Source organism: Leucobacter sp. Psy1 (genome assembly GCF_020096995.1).
In the GTDB taxonomy this organism is placed as follows: domain Bacteria; phylum Actinomycetota; class Actinomycetes; order Actinomycetales; family Microbacteriaceae; genus Leucobacter.
In genome coordinates this window covers 207,599-227,552 of record NZ_CP083692.1, presented here as the reverse complement: position 1 = coordinate 227,552, position 19,954 = coordinate 207,599, and the positions used below count along the sequence as shown (strand labels likewise).

Here is a 19,954-nt window from a genome sequence, read left to right as displayed (position 1 = left end):
CTAATCGCATGACTCCGCCCCCGGCAGACGCCTCCCGCCCAGAGAATGCGCGCGCGAAGATCCTCCGCGCCGCCCGCGACCTCTTCAACGAGCACGGCACGGCGGCCGTGTCGACGAACCACATTGCCGAGCGCGCATCGGTCAGCCCCGGCAACCTCTACTACTGGTTCCGCAACAAGTCCGCCATCATCTCCGCACTGTTCGACGAGTGGTCGGCCGCCTCCACTCCTGTCACCCCCGCTGACGAGTCCCCCGCTGCGCTGCTCCGCGCCCTCCTCGCCACGGAAGCTCAGAACTCCGTCACCGCGCAGGCCTATCGCGGGCTCAGCCGCGATCTCCTCCCGCTCCTGCACGCAGACGCCGAACTCGCGGAGCGCTACCGTGAGAACTTTCGCGCGCGCTCCGCAGCGCTCACCACTGCCGCGCAGCAGCTCGTGAGTGCCGGGTTGCTGCGCTCACCCGGAGGAGATGAGCAGGTCCGCGCGTTCGTGTCCGCCTTCTGGGTGCTCACCGAGTTCTCCGCCCCGTTCGGGGAGGTCGTGCAGGGAGCCGAGCCGCCGGAGCGCCCCCAGCCGCTCGCGGGAACGGTGCTCGCCGGCATGCTCACCGACACCGGACGGGCCGCGCTCTCGGCCGCAGCGAACGAGGTCGACGCGTGAGCCGGGACGAGCGCGCAGCCGACGGCAGCGGCGCGGCCAGGGTCGAACACGAGCACCAGGACGCCCCGTCCGAGCAAGGCGCGGGACTCTCCCGCCGTCGTCTCCTGAAGTGGGCGGGGATCGGCGCCGGCACGCTCGCCGTCGGAGCGCTCGGCGCAGGAGGAGTCCGCGCCGCCACCAACGGCGTGTGGCGCGCGGGCGCTCTGGACGCCCACGAATTGTGGAGCACGTGGCGGACCGAGACGGGTATCAGAGGGGTCGCCGCAGCGGGTGCCCTCGCCGCGAGTCCGCATAACACGCAGCCCTGGCACTTCGACCTCGCCGCGAATCGCATCGACCTCCACGCGGTGGCCGAGCGACGCATCCCCATCACCGACGCCTCCCTGCGAGAGCACTACGCGGGACTCGGATGCGCGATCGAGAACATGGTGCGCGCTGCACCGGGCCTCGGTTTCGTCCCGGCGGTGTCGCTCTTCCCCCAGGGCACCGAGTCATCGCTCGTCGCGCGCGTTCAGCTGGTGCCGTCGCGCGGAGAATCCGACTCGCTCGATGTCGAGATCGACCGGCGGCACACGAATCGGGGCCCGTACGCGGCGACACCCGTGCCCGCGAGCACGCTGCAGGCGCTCACGCGCGTCGCCGAAGCGCACCGGGGCGTCGAGCTGGTGTGGTTGACCTCAGCCGCTCAGCGGGACACGATGTCAGCACTGCTCGTCGAGGCCACAGAAGCCCTCATCGCCGACGAGGAGCAGTCGCTCGATTCTGCGGCGTGGTTCCGCACGTCGAGCCGCGACGTCGATACCCACCGAGACGGGATCACGCTCGACGCGCAGACGCTCGACGCGTTCACTCTCGCCGCCGCGAAGATTCTGCCCCCGCAGTCGCGGGAGGCGGCAGACCGCTTCTGGGTGGACCGCGCCCGGGACGAGCAGTGCCCGACGGCTGCCGCGTATGGAATCCTCGCGGTGCCAGACGTCGCGGATCACCGCGCCCAGGTGCTCGGCGGTCGTGCCCTCCAGGCCGTACACCTTGCCGCCACCGCTGAAGGACTCGGCCTCCACCCGATGAACCAGATCACGGAACGCATCGACCGCAATCGCGCGCTCGGCGAGGCCGACCAGTTCAGCTCGCGCTTCGGAGCGCTGCTCGGCAAGCCAGCCGAGACGCTCCTCCTCGCGTTCAGGATCGGATACCCGGAGCGGGCCGCCCTCCCGAGCCCGCGCCGCACGCTCGACGCCGTGACGACCGAGACGATGCAGCGCCCCTGAACCCGCCCCTTACTGCGACGCGACGGAGAGCTGCAGCAGGTCCGAATCGCTGAGGGTCAGGGTGAGGGAGCGGAGCAGCGCCTGCAGCTGCTCCGTGTTGCGCGCACTGGCGATCGGTGCGGCGATGGTCTGCTGCTGCCGCAGCCACGCGAGAGAGATGGTCGCGACGGGCACGTCGTACTCCGCGGCGATGCGGTCGAGCGTGGAGAGGAGCGTCCGACCCTTCGGCGTCAGGTACTCCGCGACCTGCCCGGCCCGCGGGCTCGCTCCTTCGGCGGTGGTGTCTGACTCGTCCCGGTACTTGCCCGCGAGGAACCCCTTCGCGAGCGAGAAGTACGGGAACACGGCGAGCTGCTCGCGCACGGCCTCGTCGCGCAGCCCGTTCTCCTCGTAGTCGCGCTCGACGAGGTTGTAGTGCGGCTGCAGTGCGACCGGGAGGTGGTAGCCGCCCTCGCGGGCGATCCGGAACCACTCCGCGATGCGCTCGGCGCTGTAGTTCGAGACGCCGATCGCCCGGATCTTCCCGTCATCCACGAGCTGCGAGAAGGCGGCGACGGTCTCGTCGAGCGGCGCCTTCGGGTCGTCGAAGTGCGCGTAGTACAGGTCGATGCGGTCGGTCTGCAGTCGACGCAGCGAAGCTTCGGCAGCAGCGCGGACATTGTCGGCTGCGAGTCCCTCGAACTCCGGATGCGTGGAGACCTTCGTCGCGAGCGTGACCCGGTCGCGGGAACCGCGGGCGGCGAACCACTCCCCGATCACGGTCTCCGACTCGCCCCCGCTGTTGCCAGGCACCCAGTGCGAGTATCCGTCCGCGGTGTCGACGGCGTCACCACCGCCCCCGACGAACGCGTCGAGCACCTCGAAGGAGGTCTCGCGGTCGGCCGTCCACCCGAAGACATTGCCGCCGAGCATGAGTGCGGCGATCTCGAGATCCGAAGACCCGACCGGAGTGCGAAGAACATCGAGCGACATGGAGAACTCCATTCAGAGATGAGCGGTGCGTGAGCGCAGAGCCGGAGAGCAGTGCTGGTTCGACGCTAGCACTGCTCCCCGCGAGAGTCGGCAGGAGCGAGGTCCCGAACGAGGGCAGCCGCTCAGTTCACACAGGGAACCGCCCCCGCCCGGATCGGCTGGTCCCAGGACTCGTAGACCTCGACCTCCTCCGCCGTATCGTCCTCCGGGCCTGCTGCCGTCTGGTCGGAAGCCCCTTCGGACTCCGTGGAAGGATCCACATCGGACTCATCGCTTCCCCCGGCACTGCCGGGCTCCGCATCATCGTCTTCCGCTGTCTCGTTCGGTGAGAGCAGTTCGGCGACGACACTCTGGATCTCCTCGACATCGACGAGATTGACGTCGCTGCCGTCGACCACTCCGAACTCCTCGATCGGCAGCGTCACGAACTCGATTCCGTGGTCGGAGACTTCCTTCGCCACCTTGAGGAAGCCGAACAGCTCGAACTCCGAGTCGAGCGCAACGGAGGATTGCGTGGCATCGACGAGCGATGTCACGGTCTTCGGCTGCGTCAGCGTCTCGGCGTCTCTCAGCCGATTGGCCAGGCCGACCAGGAATGCCTGCTGTCTGCGCGAGCGGTCGAGATCCGTCAGGAAGACCCCGCTGTCGCCCGTGTCGCGCCGCTGCCGCACGAAGCTCATCGCCTGTTCGGCATCGAGCTGCTGCACTCCCGCAGCGAAGTCGGCACCCGAATACACGTCTTCGGTCGCCTGGTTGAGGCACACCTCGATGGGCTGCACGGCTTCGGCGACGTGGAAGAACCCGCCCATGGTGACCTCGACGAAGTGGTCGATGCGCACGTCGCCGAGCAGGTGCGAGACCGTCTCGATCTGCGCTTGACGCCCGGCGGCACGCGCGTCCTGATACGCCTCGGCAGGGTCGGGGATCTCCCCGGTCGCGCTCAACTCCTCGAGACGTTCCTCGAGTGCGAGCCCGTAGGCCTCTTTGATCTTGCCGTGCGTAACACCGAGCGGCGCACCGGCGAGCTCGACGTAATCGTCTCGCGGGATCGAGATTCCGACGGCCTGCGACCGGTCTTCCGGCAGATGGAGCAGGATGAGCGTGTTCGCGTTGTACCCGCCGTCCTCCGCACCTCCGGCGTGGAGTGCCTGGTACACGTCTTCGGGGAGCGCATCGCCGTTCTGGTCGAGTCGACTGTCGAGCCCCATGATGAGCACGTTCATCTCACCCGGGTCCTCGGCGGACTCGATGCCGGGGAGGTCGAACTCCGAGCGGGTGATGCCCTCATCCACGTGGCGGAAGAAAAACGCGGCGAATATCGCCACGAGCGCGAGAACGAGCACGAGGGTGACGGCGATCGTCACGAGAAGCCGTCGTCGACGGCCGGCGGTCATCGAGGGGCGCGGAGGCGAGTCCGAGGACGGTGATGGACGATGAAAGGTGGGCATGAAGTTTCCGTTCCGCTGAGAGCGTGCCTGTCGGCATGGCCAGAGTCGTGTGCGGCGGATGCACGCGACACCGCACCGGCCCCACGGGGTCAGTGCGTCATGGATCGACACGCAGTCCGGCGCTCAGGCCAGCAGTAACGGGGGCGGGGTCGCGACGCGCAAGGACGGCTGCTCGGGGAGGAGCAGCCTGGACAGCCGCAGTCTCTCGACGGTCAGAAGCGGAGGGAGCCGGAACTCGGTCATCGGCCACAGGACGGCCGACGCCGCGACGGAAGGTACATGGGTGATGACCTGGGAGCCGTGCGACCGACTCCCGGAGTCTTCTGCGTGTCCGGGCGGAGCAGAGATGCTGACGTCTTCCGCTCCCTCGTCGAAGACGATCTCCTGCTGAGTTCTCGACTCGTCGAATCGCAGCGTCACCTCACCTGCTGAGGCGTCGGGAGACGCGGCTTCGCCCTGCATCGCATCGATGACCCAGAACGTCGGCACGAACAACGCGAAAGCCAGCAGGAGCGTCAGGAGCGAGCACGCACGACCTGACCGCATCGCGCCTCCCTCACCTCGGACCTCCGGGAACAGTCCTCGAAGAGGCTAGCAAAACCTCGCTGCGAGACGCGAAATCGCAGAGCGAAGGTCACGCCCGCGTCTGACGCAACGGCTGCGGTTTCCACCAGGTGACGGTCCGCCAGACCCATTCCATGGGACCGAAGCGGAAAGCGCGCAGCCAGATGGTCGAGAAGATCCAGATCAGTGGGGCCACGGCCGCCAGGACGAGGTACCCGTATTCGGGCAGCCACGCGATGTGCTGCGCATCGATCGCACGGGCGAGTATGAGGACGAGGAGGGTGGTCGTCAGGTAGTTCGTGAAGGCCATTCGGCCGAGCGGGGCGAAGAGCACGGTGAGCCCGCGTGCGGCAATACCGTTGCGCATCAGCAGCATCACTCCGGTGGCCAGCGCGAACATCGTCAGCACGCCAGCGATGCGGCCCGGCTTGGAGAACGAGCCGAGACCGATCTCGCCGATCTGCATCACTGCGAAGCTGCTGGCCGCGATCGCGAAGGCTCCGCAGGCAGCGGCGAGCACCCCCGGACGACGCATCAGCACCGTGATGAGGTCGTAATCGGCGATGGCGCAGCCCAGGAGGAACAGTCCGGGGATCAGCACCGGCCCGCCGAACGGGGCGCCGGCACCGGTCAGCACGATCCCGCCGATGAGCGGCACCCAGCGCGGCAGGAAACTTGCCGGCAGGAGAATGATCAGCCCGCCCACCGCGTAGAACGCGAGCACTTCGCCCGGGTAGAGCAGATGGTGCAGCACCCCGATGATCAGGAGGAAGACCAACCGGCGCATCAGCACGATACGCGGATGCTCGGTGCGGGTACGAGCGGATCGAAGGAAGAGCGCAAACCCGATGCCGAAGAGGAGCGCGAAGAGCGGCATCATCCGCCCCTCGAACACCAGCCCGGTGATGAAGTCGATCGCGGTCGGGTCATCGGTCGCCGGCTTGGGCGAAACGTCGTACCCCCACCGGGCGATGGCCTGGACGTTGACGGGGATGATCCCGGCGATCGCGATCCCGCGCAGCACGTCGAGTACCGCGATCCGAGGCGCAGGCTCGGGCAGGTCGCCGGATACTCGGGAGTGCACTGCTGACGGGTGAGACATGTGTTCCTTCCTGGCGTTCTCGGGGCCGACTCGTGCCGGCCTCAAGCAGTTTAGGGAGGCCCACTCTCACCCAGAGTCCTCCCGAGGTGCCCGATGCATGGCACCTCGGTACCACGGCTCGGAGCACCCTGCGCGCGCGAGCCGCCCGGGCGCAGACACGAAACGGGCGGACCGGCTTGTCGCCCGTCCGCCCGTTCGCTCGTGAGATCAGTCGTCGAGCAGTTCGGCCTCGATGACGTCGTCATCGCCCGGCACCGGCCCAGCGGTCGGCGACTGGGTCGGCCCCTCGCTGGTGAGCGTGAGCGCGTCCCCGTCATCTGCCACGTCGACCCGCACCGTGTCGCCGTCGTGCACTTCGCCGCCGAGCAGACCGCGAGCGAGACGATCCTCGATCTCGCGCTGCATGAGCCGACGCAGCGGCCTGGCACCGTACACGGGGTCGTGACCGCGAGACGCCAACCAGCTGCGGGCTGCCGGAGTGACGCCGATGGTGAGGCGGCGATCCGACAGGCGCTCCTGCAGCCGGTCGATCGAGATGTCCACGATCGCGGCGAGGTCGCTCTCGCTCAGCGGCGTGAAGATCACCATCTCGTCGAGGCGGTTGATGAACTCCGGCTTGAACGCGCGGCGCACCGTCTCGCGCACCGAGTGCTCCTTCTCCGACCAGGGCATATCGGGGTCGATGAGGTACTGGCTCCCGAGGTTCGAGGTGAGGATCAGGATCACATTGCGGAAGTCGACCGTGCGGCCCTGCCCGTCCGTGAGGCGCCCGTCGTCGAGCACCTGCAGCAGCACGTCGAAGACCTCGGGGTCGGCCTTCTCGACCTCGTCGAGCAGCACGACCGAGTATGGACGCCGGCGCACGGCCTCGGTCAACTGACCGCCCTGCTCGTAGCCGACGTACCCCGGAGGGGCGCCGACGAGACGCGCCACGGAGTGCTTCTCGCTGTACTCGGACATGTCGATGCGGACCATGGCCCGTTCGTCGTCGAAGAGGAACTCGGCGAGTGCTTTCGCGAGCTCGGTCTTGCCGACGCCGGTCGGGCCGAGGAAGAGGAACGAGCCGGTCGGCCGGTTCGGATCCGAGATGCCCGCTCGGGTCCGGCGAACGGCGTCGGCCACCGCGGAGACAGCGTCTTCTTGCCCGATGAGTCGCTTGCCGAGCTCGCGCTCGAGGTGCATCAGCTTCTCGGTTTCGCCCTGCAGCAGCCGGCCGACGGGAATGCCCGTCCACGCCGCGACGACCCCGGCGATGTCCTCGTCGGTGACCTGCTCATTGACCATGCGCGGCTCCCCGCCGACCTCATCGGCGGCCTCGGCCTGCTCGGCCTCGTTCAACTGCTTCTGGATCACGGGGATCTCGCCGTACAGCAGCTTCGAGGCGCGCTCGAGGTTGCCCTCGCGCTGCGCGACCTGCGCCTGCATGTTCAGCTGATCGAGCTTCTCGCGCAGCTCGCCCACCTTGTTGAGGTCGGCCCGCTCCCGCTCCCAGCGGGCTTCGAGCACTTCGAGCTCCGCCTGCTTCTCAGCGAGCGTTTCGCGCAGTTTCGCGAGGCGCTCCTTCGACGCGGCGTCTTTCTCCTTCTTCAGTGCGAGCTCTTCGAGCTTCAACCGGTCGACGGCGCGGCGCAGCTCATCGATCTCGAGGGGTGCTGAGTCGATCTCCATACGCAGACGCGACGCTGCCTCGTCGATCAGGTCGATCGCCTTGTCGGGCAGCTGCCGCGCGGTGATGTACCGGTTCGAGAGCGCCGCCGCGGCGACGAGCGCTGAGTCAGCGATCGTGACCTTGTGGTGCGCCTCGTACCGCTCCTTCAAACCGCGGAGGATCGCGACGGTGTCGGTCACGCTCGGCTCCCCGACGTACACCTGCTGGAACCGGCGCTCCAGCGCCGCATCCTTCTCGATGTATTCCCGGTATTCGTCGAGCGTGGTGGCACCGATGAGACGCAGCTCGCCGCGGGCCAACATCGGCTTCAGCATCTGCGACGCCGCTACCGAGCTCTCGCCGCCGCCTGCCCCCATGAGGGTGTGCAGCTCGTCGATGAAGGTGATGAACTTGCCGTCGGAGTCCTTGATCTCCTGCAGCACCGCCTTCATGCGCTCCTCGAACTCGCCCCGGTACTTCGCGCCCGCGATGAGCGCGGAGATGTCGAGCGAGATGAGCTCCTTGTCCTTCAGGGACTCGGCGACGTCGCCCGCGACGATGCGCTGGGCAAGACCCTCGACCACGGCCGTCTTGCCGACGCCGGGTTCGCCGATGAGCACGGGGTTGTTCTTGGTGCGCCTGGTGAGCACCTGGCTCACTCGGCGGATCTCCGAGTCGCGCCCGATGACGGGGTCGAGCTTGCCCGATCGCGCGACCTCGGTGAGGTTGACGCCGAACTGCTCGAGCGCGCTCTGTTCGCCTTCACCCTGGGCGGGCTGCCAATTCGCTTGCATGTGGGTCTCCTTCCGTTCAGCAGACCGAAACGACACAACTGTCGAAACTTGAGTGTGATTGGCTCAAGTTTACCTCGAATCCCTGTTCAACGCTAGGGTCCGTCCACCGCGCTTGCGCGCCTCAACCACGAGGTCGGTCCGCACGCGAGATGCGCCCTTCCACATCTCGTGCGCGAGCAGCGCATACAGCTGAGCGTGCGTCGCCACCGTGACGTCGACGAGCAACTGCGCATCGCCCGCGATCGCCGCCAGATACCTGACCTCGGTCCGGTCGCGCAGCCATGACCCCAGCACTTCGACGCGATCCGGTTGCGCCTCCACCCAGAGCATGGCCTCGACCGGCAGTCCGATCGCCGCCGGCTCCACGAGGGCGCGGATCGATATCTGACCCGACGCCACGAGCCACTCGACCCGCCGCGCAGCGGAGGTGGCACTCACCTGCGTGCGTCGCGCGATCGACTCGATACTCGCCCGGCCGTCCTCCTCGAGGCACGCGATGATGTCATCGTCGTGCAGACCCTGCGCCGCGGACGTCGACGCACCGAGATCGTCAGACCCGGCTCGCGGGGTGAGCGCCCGCTCCTCCGCAGGGCTCAGCGCGCCGACACGCCACCCTCGCACGGTCTTGAAGTAGCGCAGCACTGGGAACGCCGAGAACCGTGTGATGCCGGGCGTCGCGGGGAGCTGAAGTGTGAGCAGATCGACGAGGTCACCCGAGTAGCCGACCTCTGTCACGACGTCCGAGGTGCCGGTGGTGAGGTAGCTGTACGTCGTCCCTTCCTGCTGAGTCATCGCCTGGGCGGTGAGTCGCGCCGAACCCGGCGTGCACTCGCATGCGACGATGACGCGGTTGGCGAGCGTCCGCACAGCCGCGACGGTCACAACCCCCCGCTCGAGCAGTTCGACGCCGTACCGCGCGACGGTGCGCTCGGGCTCGCCGAGGGCGTCCGCGATCCGGCTCCAGGGAGCCCGTCCGTCCACCTGCAGCGCTGCGATGATACGCAGGTGCAGATCGCTCAGTTCCATCCGCCCGGTCTTCAGCGCCATGGGGGTACTGTACCCGCAGACGCCGCGATCGGGCACGCCGCAACCGCGCGGCGCACCCGATCGGGGTGGGCGTCAGTCGAGGATCGCCGGGGTGCGCGCGGCGAACCCCGTGGCCTGCTCGTAGGCAGCGGCCCAGTTCAGCAGGTCGACATCGCGGTAGTGGTTCGCCGCCATCTGCCACCCGACGGGCAGCCCCGCGCCGGTGAACCCTGCGGGCATGGCGATCACGGGAAGGCTCGCCGCCGACAGGAGGCACGCCGAGCGCATCCAGTCGAGATACGTCTCCGCCTGGGTGCCGGCGATCTCCTGCGGCCAGCGCCAGCTCGCATCGAACGGCAGCACCTGCGTGGCCGGGCTGAGGAAGGCGTCGTATCGATCGAAGAACTGCTGCGATGCGTGCTCGAGGCGAGTGCGTGCTGCGTGCGCTGAGATGATCGCCGCGGCCGATAGGTTGAGGCCGAGCTCGACGTTCCAGATCACCTCGGGCTTGATCACGTCCGCGAAGCGCTCCAGCAGCGGACCGATCCCGGTCGCGAAGTCGAATGCCCTGGTCGTCTGGAAGACCTCGTCGGCATCGGTGAAGTCGATCGTCGCTTCCTCCAGGATCGCACCCGCTTCCTCGAAGACGGCGAGCTGACCGCGGAGCACCTCGATAATCTCGGGCTCGACGGGAACGCCGATACCGAAGTCGAAGCTGTAGCCGATTCTGACCCCGCGCAGATCGGGCAGCGGCGTGCCGAAGTCGGCCCCCTGCAGCGGGCTGGGGTTCGGCAGACGCGTCGGACCCGCCGAGGCGCGCATGAAGAGCGCGAGATCCTCGACGGTTCGCGCCATGGGACCCGAGCGCCCGAGCCAGCTGAACGCGTTCACCGGCGACTCCATGGGGATGACGCCGTAGGAGGGGCGGAAGCCGAAGACGTTGCAGAACGCGGCCGGAATGCGGAGCGACCCGCCCATGTCGGACCCGTCGCCGAACGGCTGGATTCGGGAGGCGATCACGGCCGCGACACCGCCAGAGGAGCCGCCGGCCGAGACGCGGGTGTCGTAGGGGTTCACCGTCGTGCCGAACAGGTCGTTGAACGTGTGCGAGCCCGCGCCGAACTCCGGCACGTTGGTCTTGCCGGTGCGAATCGCACCCGCGGCCGTGAGACGGGCGATCTGAAGGTCGTCGGCCTCGGGCACGTGGTGCTCGAGCGCCAGGGACCCCTGCGTCGAGCGCAGTCCGCCGGTGTTGAAGGTGTCCTTGTGCGTCATCGGCAGACCGTGCAGCAGACCGTGGCCCTCTCCGCGCGCGGTCCGCTCGTCGGCATCGGCGGCGAGCGCCTGTGCACGGTCGAAGTCGGTGGTGATGACGGCGTTGATCGCAGGGTTGCGCTGCTCGATTGCCGCGATGTGACTGTCGAGCGCCTCACGAGCGGAGAGTTCTCCGCTGCGGATCGCTCCCGTCATCTGCGTTGCCGAGAGATCCTGGATCCCGCTCATGTGCCCGCCTTTCCTCGTTGAACTGCCGTGAGAAATCATTGCCCTCTTTCGCGCTGTGACCAAGCCGTTTTCGCCAATCGGGCGGTTTTGGGGGATTTCGCCAAGTTCGTGACTGAATCCTGCAGGCGCTTGTGTACCCGGGGGTTGCCCCAGAAGGTGAGAGGAAGTCGTTTCCGCGCTTGCATGGTCAAAGGAGCACAGCATGCCGCCCATCCCCCGTTTCGCCGTCGGCGATCCCACTTCGACGGACATCTGGTCCGTCGCCAATGTCCCCATCCTGTGGGTCTTCGCGGTCGGCGTCTTCGCCGTCATCTTCGTGCAGACGTTCCTCTACTCGCGCGCCGCTCGCGCCGCGGCTCCCGGAATCGAGATGCCGCAGAAGGAAGTCAGGGAGTCGTTCCGCGCGGGAGCGGTCGCCTCCATCGGTCCGTCGCTCGCGGTGGTCCTCGTCGCGATCGCCTTGCTCGCCCTCTTCGGAACCCCGGCGGTTCTCGTGCGCATCGGCCTCATCGGCTCCGCGGCGACGGAGACCGCCTCGGCGGGTATCGCCTCCGCGACTATGGGTGCTGAGCTCGGCGGCCCCGACTACACCCAGCAGGTCTTCGCGGTCGCCTTCATGGCGATGAGCCTCTCCGGCGGCATGTGGATGCTGTCCACCCTGATCCTCACCCCGATCCTCAAGAGGGGCAGCAACACGCTCAGCAAGCGGAACCCCGCGGTCATGGCCCTCATTCCCACGGCAGCCCTGCTCGGCGCGTTCTCGATGCTGTCTGTCGCCGAGACCGCGAAGTCCTCGGTGCACCTGATCCTCGTTCTCACCTCGGCGGCCATCATGGGCCTGTGCCTGCTGCTGGCGAAGCTGCTGAAGATCCACTGGCTCAAGGAGTGGGCGCTCGGCATCGCCATCATTCTCTCCCTCGCCGTCGGCTACCTGATCCACACCGGATCCTGAAGGAGCACAGAGTCCTCATGACGACCTCACCCAACCCCACGCTCACCGCCGAGAACGCGATGGCGCGCTTCGACGCGCAGACGACCCGGTACGGCTCGATCACCATGATCGCGGGCCTGATCCTCTCGCTCGCCGGCCCCTTCTACCTGCTCTTCTTCGGCGGCCTCGACCTCTCCTGGCCGATGATCTGGACCGCGTTCATCGCGGTCGCGGCGACCTTCGGCGTCTTCTGGATCGTCGAACCCGTCACCTACTTCCCGGTCCTCGGGCCGGCCGCCATGTACCAGGCGTTCATGATCGGCAACATCTCGAACAAGCTGCTCCCCGCCGCGATCGTCGCGCAGTCGAGCATCGACGCCAAGCCGGGCACGAGCCGCGGCAATATCGCCTCCGTGATGGCGATCTGCGGCGCGGCGACGGTGCACCTGCTGAGCCTGCTCATCTTCGTCGGCGTGCTCGGCACCTGGCTCATCTCGATGATCCCGCCTGACCTGATCGAGGTGGCGCGACTGTACATCCTCCCGTCGCTCATGGGCGCCGTGCTCGTGCAGTGCATCGTGTCGATGAAGCAGCTGCGCCCGACCATCGTCGCCCTCGCACTCGCGCTGATCGTGCAGTTCGGCGTGATCCTCGTCGCACCGGCGGTCGCACCATACGCCACGGCCATCGTCGTGATCTCCTCGATCGTCATCTCCTGGCTCGTGCGCGACCGGAAGAAGACATCGGGTGGGACACTGAACTAGGACCAACGAAGGGACATCATGCTCAGCACCACGCTCACCGACGACGAACGCGACGCGCTCCACGAAACCTACCGCCACCTGCACCGCAATCCCGAGCTCTCGATGCAGGAGCACCGCACGGCGGAGTTCATCGAGCGGCGGCTGGACGAGATCGGCATCGAGCACTTCCGCTGCGGCGGAACCGGTGTGGTCGGCATCCAGCGGAACGGCGAAGGGCCGGTGGTCGGCTTCCGCGCCGACTCCGATGGGCTGCCGATCCAGGAGGACACGGGCGCCGACTACGCCTCGACCGCGACGGGCGAACTCGCGGACGGCACGACCGTGCCAGTGATGCACGGCTGCGGGCACGACACCCACGTCTCCTCCGCACTCGCGACCGCGGCGCTCATGGCGCGGCAGACGGACGGCTGGTCAGGCACGATCGTGTGGCTGTTCCAGCCGGGCGAGGAGACCGCTGCCGGCGCGGCCGCAATGGTCGACGACGGGCTCTGGGATCGTGCGCCGAAGCCGGAGGTGGTGCTCGGGCAGCACGTCTTCCCCTCGGTGCCCTCCGGCGGCGTCGCGATCTCCCGCGGCACCGCCATGGCGCTGGCCGACTCGCTGAAGGTCACCGTGTTCGGCACGCAGTCGCACGGTTCGCAGCCGCAGAACGCGATCGACCCGATCGTGCTCGGCGCGCACATGGTCACGCGGCTCCAGACGATCGTCTCGCGCGAGCTCTCGCCGCAGGAACCCGCCGTCGTGACGTGCGGCACGTTCCACGCCGGGTTGAAGGAGAACATCATCCCCGACCGCGCGGAGTTCACCCTGAACATCCGCACGCTCACGGAGGAGAGCCGAGCCCGCGTGCTCCCCGCGATCACGCGCATCGTGAATGCGGAGGCCGAAGCCTCCGGCGCTCCGCAGCCGCAGATCGAGGAGATCTACCGATTCCCGAGGCTGTACAACGACCCCGAGCGCGCCGACCAGGTCATCACGGCGCTGCGCTCGGAACTCGGCGACGATCGCGTTGTCGAAGTGCCGCCCGCCATGGGTTCGGAGGACTTCGGATGGCTCGCCGACAGCATCGGCGTGCCGTGCGTGTTCTGGTTCTTCGGCGGTTTCGCTGCGGAGAACACTGCCCCGCCCGTGAACCACTCGCCGTTCTTCCTCCCCGACATGGAGCCGACGCTCAGCACCGCCGTCCGGGCGGGCGTGGCGACGCTCCAGCAGGCGCTCGCCCGCCCCTAGCGCCGCAGCACCGACGCGCTGCTCCGCTCACCCGCTCCAGAGATCCCGGTAGAACTCGGGGGAGCGCGAGCGGAGCAGCGCGTCGTACGTTTCGTCGTCGAGGGCGAGCGCCGATCCCTCGGGAATGCCCGGTGCGAGCGCTGAGACGCCGAGCCCTGCACGGTGGTCCTCGAGCGGGATGCCAGCGAGTTCGATGAGCGTCGGGTACATGCTCAGCTGATCGATCCGTTCGCGGGTGAACGCGACCGGTTCGGGACTCCACACGCGGTTGAAGATGGTCCGCTCGGGCGTCCGGCCCGGTGCGAGCGCCGCGTCAGCCTCCGCGAGCGGACCGAGCTCGTCGTGGAAACTCGCCCAGCTGGCGACCTGCTTCAGGTGATCCCCCATCACGACCACGGTGGTGTCCTCCAGAATTCCCTCCGCATCCAGCGACGCGACGAACCCGGCGACCGCCTCCATGGAGCACCGCGTGATGTCCGTCATCGGCTCCGCGGCGCGCATGTCGCACCCCTCGGGGGCGACGGCGGGCTCGTGGGTGTCGAGCGTGAGGACCGTGAGGTTGAACGGTGCACCCTCGCGGTGCAGTTCGGCCGCCTCGTCGGCGGCGAGTTCGAGCAGGCGGCGATCCCCGAGGCCCCAGTCATCGCGCATCGCCGACGCGGGCTCCCCCTGCTCGCGCCAGGTGCGCAGGTCGCGGACCTCGTCGTATCCGTGCTCGCGCAGAAAGCGATCCTTCGCGGCGAACGTCGCGTTCGCGCCGCCCAGGAAGATGCTGCGGTATCCGTGTTCCTGGAGGACATCGCCGAGACAGACGGCTCCTGGAAGATAGCGACCGGGCTCCTCCCCCACGCGGTTCAGGATCTGCGACCCCGTCGCCGCGGTAGCGCTGCGCAGCGGGATCCCGCACTGGGTCGCCACGACCCCCGCCATCGTCCAGCCGCCCCCGGGCGCCTGGGTGAGCGCGTCGATCCGCTCCCAGTCGGTCGTCGCGGCCGCGAGGGGCGCGAGCATGTCCTCCTCGAACGTGCCGTCGTCCGCCATCGCGTCCTCCACGGACTCGAGGTACACGAGAATCAGGTTGCGCGGTTCGCCGCTCCCCGTGACCGGCGAGACGGCGTAGTCGGCGAGATCGAGCCCGCTCGCGATGGACCGCGCATAGTCGCGCACCTGTACCGCACCCCCGAACAGGGCTCCGCCCACGCCGACCGAGGCGATCGGGAGGGCACAGGCGAGAACGCCGGCGGCGACGCGCGACGCTCTCGGCGTGCCCGCCCCGAGGAGCCCGGCGTCTCGCAGCGAGCGTCGCGAGAGCGTCACGAGCACGACCAGCGCACCCACGACCAGGAGGGGCACCGCACCCACCCACAGGGCGCCGCGCCAGACGAGCGATGCGTCCCCAGTCTCGGCGCCGACGAGGTTCATCTGCAGCTGATCGACGGAAACCACGCCGAACGCGGCCCGGATCCAGAGCCCAGCGGCCGCGAGCACCACTCCCGCCCAGACGAGCACCCACATGAGGATCCAGAGCGCGTTCCGCGCTCCCGCCACAACCCGGGCGCTGCGCCCTCTGCGTCGGGACACCGCCCTACTCCGTCTCCTCCTCGTCGGGCGGCGAAGCCTCGGCGATGCCCTGCTGCACCAGCTGCTGCACCACCGCGTAATCGGGGTACTCGGCGTCGACCTCCGGAGGCGTGAGCTCGACGCTCACCGGCGAGAACTCGCGCGCCTTCCCTGCCAGATCGACGAACGGGCCGAGCATGGAGTTCGGAATGTCGGTGTCCACGATGTTGCCACCGGCCTTCGCGACCTCCTCGAAGCGGAGCAGCACGTTCTGCGGGTTCATCTGCGCGAGGATCGCAGCCTGCAGCGTCCGCTGACGCTCCATGCGGTCGTAATCGCCCTGCGCTGACCCGTAGCGGGACCGGGCGAACCAGAGGGCGTGGAACCCGTCGAGATGCTGTTCGCCCGGCTCGATCCACTCGTCCACGTTCACGAGCTCGCCGGTGTACTCGTCGATGTTGCCGCCGACGGGCAGGCGCTCCTCGACGTTGATGTCGACGCCGCCGAGGGCGTCGATGAGCTGCTCGAACCCCTTCATGTCGATGAGCACGTAGAACTGCACGTCGAGTCCGGTCGCACCGCTCACGGCGTCCTTCGTCGCCTCGATGCCGGGCGAGGAGCCCCGCGAGACCGCGTCGGGGTACAGCTCGGGCTGGAAGTACTCGACCTCGGCGTACACACCGTTCAGCCAGCACCGACCGACGTTGCAGCCGTAATCGACGCCGAACCCGTTGGGGTGCTCGGCGTACATCGGCGAGTCGGAAGGGAACGGCATGTTCGGCAGCTCTCGGGGCAGGCCGATGATCGTCGACTGACCGGTCTCGGCGTCCACACTGATGAGCGACAGACTGTCCGCCCGCATGCCCTCGCGATCCTCACCGGCATCGGTGCCGAGGAGCAGGATGTTGTAGCGTCCGTCGACGGGTTCGACGGCCGCAGCGCCGCCGCCGAAGATCTCGCTCAGCGCGCCGCGCGCCGAGCCGACCGTCATCGCCGCCCACGCCGCACCCGCGACCGGGAGCACGGTAAGGACGATCGACAGCATCGCCACCGGCACCCGCCACTTCGGCGACACCCGGATGAGTTTTGCGAGCTGCAGCGTATTGAATCCGAACACGAGCCACATGATCGCGTACGCCACGATCACCCACTGGACCACGAGCAGCACGATCGGGTTCGTGAAGAACGACAGGGTCGCGACGCGGGCGACGCCGAAACCGATCACCGAGACCAGGGCTACGAGCAGCAGCGTGAACGTCGCGATGAGCCCGAAACGACCCATGCGCCGGTTCCCCGCCACGACCTGGGCGCTGCCAGGCAGGAGGAACCCGAGCACGACGAGCCACCTTGCCCGCTTCGTCATGAGCGGGGTGGACTGGGCATCCGGGTAGCGCAGGGGCCGTTCGAGGTCCACGCTTGCGCTCATCCGGCGTATCCGTTCGGGTTCGCCGACTGCCAGGCCCAGGTGTCCCGGCAGGCGTCGGCGAGGCTGCGCGTGGTGCCCCACCCCAGATCCCGATTCGCGCGGGCCGGATCGGCGACGACGACCGCGACATCACCAGGTCGCGGAGGCACGATGTCGTACGGCACCTCACGACCCGACGCCTCCTCGAACGCCCGGACCACGTCGATGACGCTCGACCCGTCGCCCGAACCGAGGTTGTAGGCGACGACACCGGGAACCAGGTGCTCGAGCGCGGCGACATGCCCCTCGGCGAGATCCATCACGTGGATGTAGTCGCGGACTCCGGTGCCGTCGGGTGTCGGATAGGTGTCTCCGAATACGCTCAACCGCTCGCGCTTGCCCACCGCCACCTGGGCGATGAACGGCATGAGGTTGTTCGGGATCCCGGTCGGGTCCTCTCCGATCCGTCCGGACGGATGCGCGCCGACCGGGTTGAAGTAGCGGAGCAGGACGGCCTCGAGCTCCGGCCACGCCACCTGCGCGTCGCGGATGATCCGCTCGTTCATGAACTTCGACCACCCGTAGGGGTTCGTGACCCCAGCGCCGACCGGGTGCTCCTCATCGATCGGGGAACGCTCCGGATCGCCGTACACGGTGGCCGACGAGCTGAACACGAGCTTCGTCACCCCGCGCTCGCGCATGATGTCGAGCAGTGCCAGCGTCGAGTCGAGGTTGGTGCGGTAGTACCGGATCGGCTCGGCCACCGACTCGCCGACAGCCTTCAACCCGGCGAAGTGGACGACGGCGTCGAAATCGACATCCACGAGCGCCGTAGCCGCTGCCTCGCGGTCGGTAAGATCCGCCGTGATCACCGGGATCGATCGCCCGGTCAGCTCTTCGACCCGGCGCACCGACTCGGCGCTGCTATTGGAGAAGTCGTCGAGGATCACCACGTCGTCACCGCGCTCGAGCAGGACGAGCGCCGTGTGCGATCCGATGTAGCCGGCACCACCAGTGAGGAGAACACGCATGCCCACTAGGGTACGCCCCGGAGTTCCCCGCGCCTGTGGACCCGCCGCGAGTCCTGATTGTGACCTTCGTCATCGTTTCCGGTGCCGATCTCAGGGGTTTGCCGGGAGCCGTTCGTTTAGGATGGACGCGGAGATGGGGTGTGTGAGAGGGGGACCATGACCACGCTCACCGTATTGGGAGAGCCCTTTCCCGACTGGGAATCGGAGCTGCAGCGCGCTGCGGCAGCCGACCTGCTCGCGGCCCTCGCCAGCACCGCGCCTCGCGCATGCTCGACTCGACTGCTCGTCGCCAAGGGCAAGCCGCAACCCAGGTTCGCGTCACCGAAAGCTCAGGTCGATTCGCTTCCCCTCGCCGCTGGAATGCTCCCGGTGCTCTGGCAGAGCGGCGCGTCGGCGAGGCCCCTCGACGGCGAACTCGTGCACTCCCTCACCCCTATGATGCCGCTGCGCTCCCGCCCGGCCGACGACGGAACTCAGACCTCGGTCACGGTGCCTCACACGCTCGCCTGGGAGGCCCCGCACCTCCTCGGCTCATCGCAGGCTCGCCTCTACCGCGCGTTCGTGCGCCGGGCCGTCAAGTACGCCGACGTCCTCGTCACCCCCACGTACGCAGTCGCATCGCTGCTCCACGAGTACTACGGCGACGCCCTCCCCGTGCAGGTCGTCCCGCTCGCACCGCCGACCGAGCTGCTGAAGCCCAGCGACGCCGACGAGCGCCGCACCGCGCTCGGCATCCCCGACCACTACATGGTCACCACGGCGTCCGCGACCGAGCACGGTCGCCTCGAGTGGATCTTCACCGCCATGCGCGCCGATCGCACGATCCCGCACCTCGTGATCGTTCCGGGTCTCGATCCGACACTCGCCGAATCCGCGCGGAAGATGCGCGCTGGCGCGGCGGCGAAATCGGCGCAGGCATCCACGTCCGCGACGGTGGACGCCGCCTCGGACGCCGCGGACGCGAACCAGACCTCCGCTGCACCGACGAGCGCCGCGAGCGGCACGACCTCGGCTGGCGCCGTCTCGGGTGAGACCACCGTCGGTGAACGCGCCTCGACGGCGGTCGACGAGACACCCCCGCCCTCCGAGACCGCCACCGGCGCGTCGAGGTCCAGTTCGACTCCCGTGGCGAACCCCTGGTCTGAGGTTCCCGCAGACCTTCGCGACCGCGTCACGGTGATCACGCCGGGCGATCTCGCCGACATCGGGGCGACGCTCTCCTCGGCCCAGCTCCTCTTGCAGCCGCAGTCCGTCGCTGGCAGCGGCTACACCCTGCTAGCGGCTCTGGCTGCAGGCGTTCCTACCCTGCACTCGGGTGCCGAAGCGGTCGCAGAGCTGATTCTGGACGGCGGAGTCAGCGCCGAGAGCGAGACCGCATTCGCCTCCGAGCTCTCGCGCCTCGCCGGCGACCCTGCCGAACTCGATCGCCTCTCCGTCTACGCGGAGGACCGCAGTCGCACCTTCAGCTGGGTCGGCACGGCGTGGAGCCTGTGGGAGCTGCACGCGAACCTCTGATCGGGGCGCGCGACCCGCTACTCGGCGGCGAGCCGTTCCTGCAAAGCGGCGTTCTTCTGCTCCACGGCGGACTCGAGGTCGGCGGCGTAGCGGTCGAGCTGCTCGGCGACGGCCTGATCGTGCGATCCCAGGATGCGCGCGGCGAGCAGACCGGCGTTCTTCGCCCCACCGATCGAGACGGTCGCCACCGGGATCCCTCCGGGCATCTGCACGATGGAGAGGAGCGAGTCGAGCCCGTCCAGCTTGGCCAGCGGCACCGGCACGCCGATGACCGGGAGCGTCGTCATCGATGCGACCATACCGGGCAGGTGCGCCGCACCACCCGCACCTGCAATGATGACCCGCAACCCCCGGCCGGCGGCCTCGCGCGCGTACCGCACCATCTTGTCCGGGGTGCGATGCGCGCTCACGACCTCCGTCTCGTGCGGGATGCCGAAGTCGCGCAGCACCTGCACGGCGTCGCCCATCACGGAGAAGTCGGAATCGGAACCCATGATCACGCCGACGAGGGGCGCGGTGGTGCGGTCTGCCATA

General features: G+C 68.4%; 17 protein-coding genes. 6 read left to right on the top strand and 11 right to left on the bottom strand.

The features are described 5' to 3' along the window. Positions 1 to 8 precede the first annotated feature (8 nt). Both K8P10_RS01060 and K8P10_RS01055 read left to right on the top strand, forming a co-directional pair. Positions 9 to 659 (top strand): TetR/AcrR family transcriptional regulator, encoded by a 651-nt coding sequence (locus K8P10_RS01060; RefSeq protein ID WP_224779960.1) that lies wholly within the window; start codon positions 9 to 11, stop codon positions 657 to 659. Beyond that, complete coding sequence (locus K8P10_RS01055; RefSeq protein ID WP_224779959.1) at positions 656 to 1,927, top strand: nitroreductase family protein; 1,272 nt, start codon at positions 656 to 658, stop codon at positions 1,925 to 1,927. The genes K8P10_RS01060 and K8P10_RS01055 overlap by 4 nt, the downstream gene beginning before the upstream one ends. Before the next feature lie 9 nt (positions 1,928 to 1,936). On the opposite strand, the gene K8P10_RS01050 is transcribed toward K8P10_RS01055, so the two are convergent. From K8P10_RS01050 to K8P10_RS01020, 7 genes are all read right to left on the bottom strand, one after another. Continuing rightward, entirely contained in the window at positions 1,937 to 2,899 is a 963-nt protein-coding gene (locus K8P10_RS01050) for an aldo/keto reductase (RefSeq protein ID WP_224779958.1), read from the bottom strand. 122 nt (positions 2,900 to 3,021) lie between these two features. After that, positions 3,022 to 4,347 (bottom strand): LCP family protein, encoded by a 1,326-nt coding sequence (locus tag K8P10_RS01045; RefSeq protein ID WP_224779957.1) that lies wholly within the window; start codon positions 4,345 to 4,347, stop codon positions 3,022 to 3,024. 123 nt (positions 4,348 to 4,470) lie between these two features. Then, positions 4,471 to 4,893, bottom strand: coding sequence for a hypothetical protein (locus tag K8P10_RS01040; RefSeq protein ID WP_224779956.1), 423 nt, complete (start codon positions 4,891 to 4,893; stop codon positions 4,471 to 4,473). Between the two features lie 88 nt (positions 4,894 to 4,981). Further along, positions 4,982 to 6,013 (bottom strand): DUF418 domain-containing protein, encoded by a 1,032-nt coding sequence (locus tag K8P10_RS01035; protein ID WP_224779955.1) that lies wholly within the window; start codon positions 6,011 to 6,013, stop codon positions 4,982 to 4,984. 207 nt (positions 6,014 to 6,220) lie between these two features. After that, complete coding sequence (locus tag K8P10_RS01030; protein WP_224779954.1) at positions 6,221 to 8,455, bottom strand: ATP-dependent Clp protease ATP-binding subunit; 2,235 nt, start codon at positions 8,453 to 8,455, stop codon at positions 6,221 to 6,223. 69 nt (positions 8,456 to 8,524) lie between these two features. Next, positions 8,525 to 9,502 (bottom strand): Lrp/AsnC family transcriptional regulator, encoded by a 978-nt coding sequence (locus K8P10_RS01025; RefSeq protein WP_224779953.1) that lies wholly within the window; start codon positions 9,500 to 9,502, stop codon positions 8,525 to 8,527. 72 nt (positions 9,503 to 9,574) lie between these two features. After that, complete coding sequence (locus K8P10_RS01020; RefSeq protein WP_224779952.1) at positions 9,575 to 10,984, bottom strand: amidase; 1,410 nt, start codon at positions 10,982 to 10,984, stop codon at positions 9,575 to 9,577. Between the two features lie 202 nt (positions 10,985 to 11,186). Between K8P10_RS01020 and K8P10_RS01015 the strand changes: the two genes are divergently transcribed. The 3 genes from K8P10_RS01015 to K8P10_RS01005 are packed head-to-tail and all read left to right on the top strand — an operon-like array spanning position 11,187 to position 13,909. Next, positions 11,187 to 11,936 (top strand): DUF5058 family protein, encoded by a 750-nt coding sequence (locus K8P10_RS01015; protein ID WP_224779951.1) that lies wholly within the window; start codon positions 11,187 to 11,189, stop codon positions 11,934 to 11,936. Positions 11,937 to 11,953: 17 nt separating this feature from the next. Continuing rightward, positions 11,954 to 12,679, top strand: coding sequence for a hypothetical protein (locus K8P10_RS01010; RefSeq protein ID WP_224779950.1), 726 nt, complete (start codon positions 11,954 to 11,956; stop codon positions 12,677 to 12,679). Positions 12,680 to 12,697: 18 nt separating this feature from the next. After that, positions 12,698 to 13,909: an amidohydrolase gene (locus K8P10_RS01005; RefSeq protein ID WP_224779949.1), complete on the top strand. Its 1,212-nt coding sequence runs from the start codon at positions 12,698 to 12,700 to the stop codon at positions 13,907 to 13,909. Between the two features lie 27 nt (positions 13,910 to 13,936). On the opposite strand, the gene K8P10_RS01000 is transcribed toward K8P10_RS01005, so the two are convergent. From K8P10_RS01000 to galE, 3 genes are read right to left on the bottom strand one after another with little or no spacing between them, the layout of a single operon-like run. After that, positions 13,937 to 15,490 carry a sulfatase-like hydrolase/transferase gene (locus K8P10_RS01000; protein WP_224779948.1) on the bottom strand — a complete coding sequence of 518 codons (1,554 nt, stop codon included), beginning with the start codon at positions 15,488 to 15,490 and terminating at the stop codon, positions 13,937 to 13,939. 4 nt (positions 15,491 to 15,494) lie between these two features. Next, positions 15,495 to 16,895: an LCP family protein gene (locus tag K8P10_RS00995; RefSeq protein ID WP_224779947.1), complete on the bottom strand. Its 1,401-nt coding sequence runs from the start codon at positions 16,893 to 16,895 to the stop codon at positions 15,495 to 15,497. After that, the gene (gene galE / locus K8P10_RS00990; RefSeq protein ID WP_224779946.1) at positions 16,892 to 17,905 is read right to left on the bottom strand and encodes a UDP-glucose 4-epimerase GalE; all 1,014 of its coding nucleotides are present in this window, start codon (positions 17,903 to 17,905) and stop codon (positions 16,892 to 16,894) included. The genes K8P10_RS00995 and galE overlap by 4 nt, the downstream gene beginning before the upstream one ends. Positions 17,906 to 18,061: 156 nt before the next feature. Here galE and K8P10_RS00985 point away from each other — a divergent pair, with 156 nt between their 5' ends. Next, the gene (locus K8P10_RS00985; RefSeq protein ID WP_224779945.1) at positions 18,062 to 19,420 is read left to right on the top strand and encodes a mannosyltransferase; all 1,359 of its coding nucleotides are present in this window, start codon (positions 18,062 to 18,064) and stop codon (positions 19,418 to 19,420) included. A 17-nt stretch (positions 19,421 to 19,437) separates the two neighbouring features. On the opposite strand, the gene purE is transcribed toward K8P10_RS00985, so the two are convergent. Continuing rightward, the gene (gene purE / locus K8P10_RS00980) at positions 19,438 to 19,953 is read right to left on the bottom strand and encodes a 5-(carboxyamino)imidazole ribonucleotide mutase (RefSeq protein WP_224779944.1); all 516 of its coding nucleotides are present in this window, start codon (positions 19,951 to 19,953) and stop codon (positions 19,438 to 19,440) included. Position 19,954: the final 1 nt, after the last annotated feature.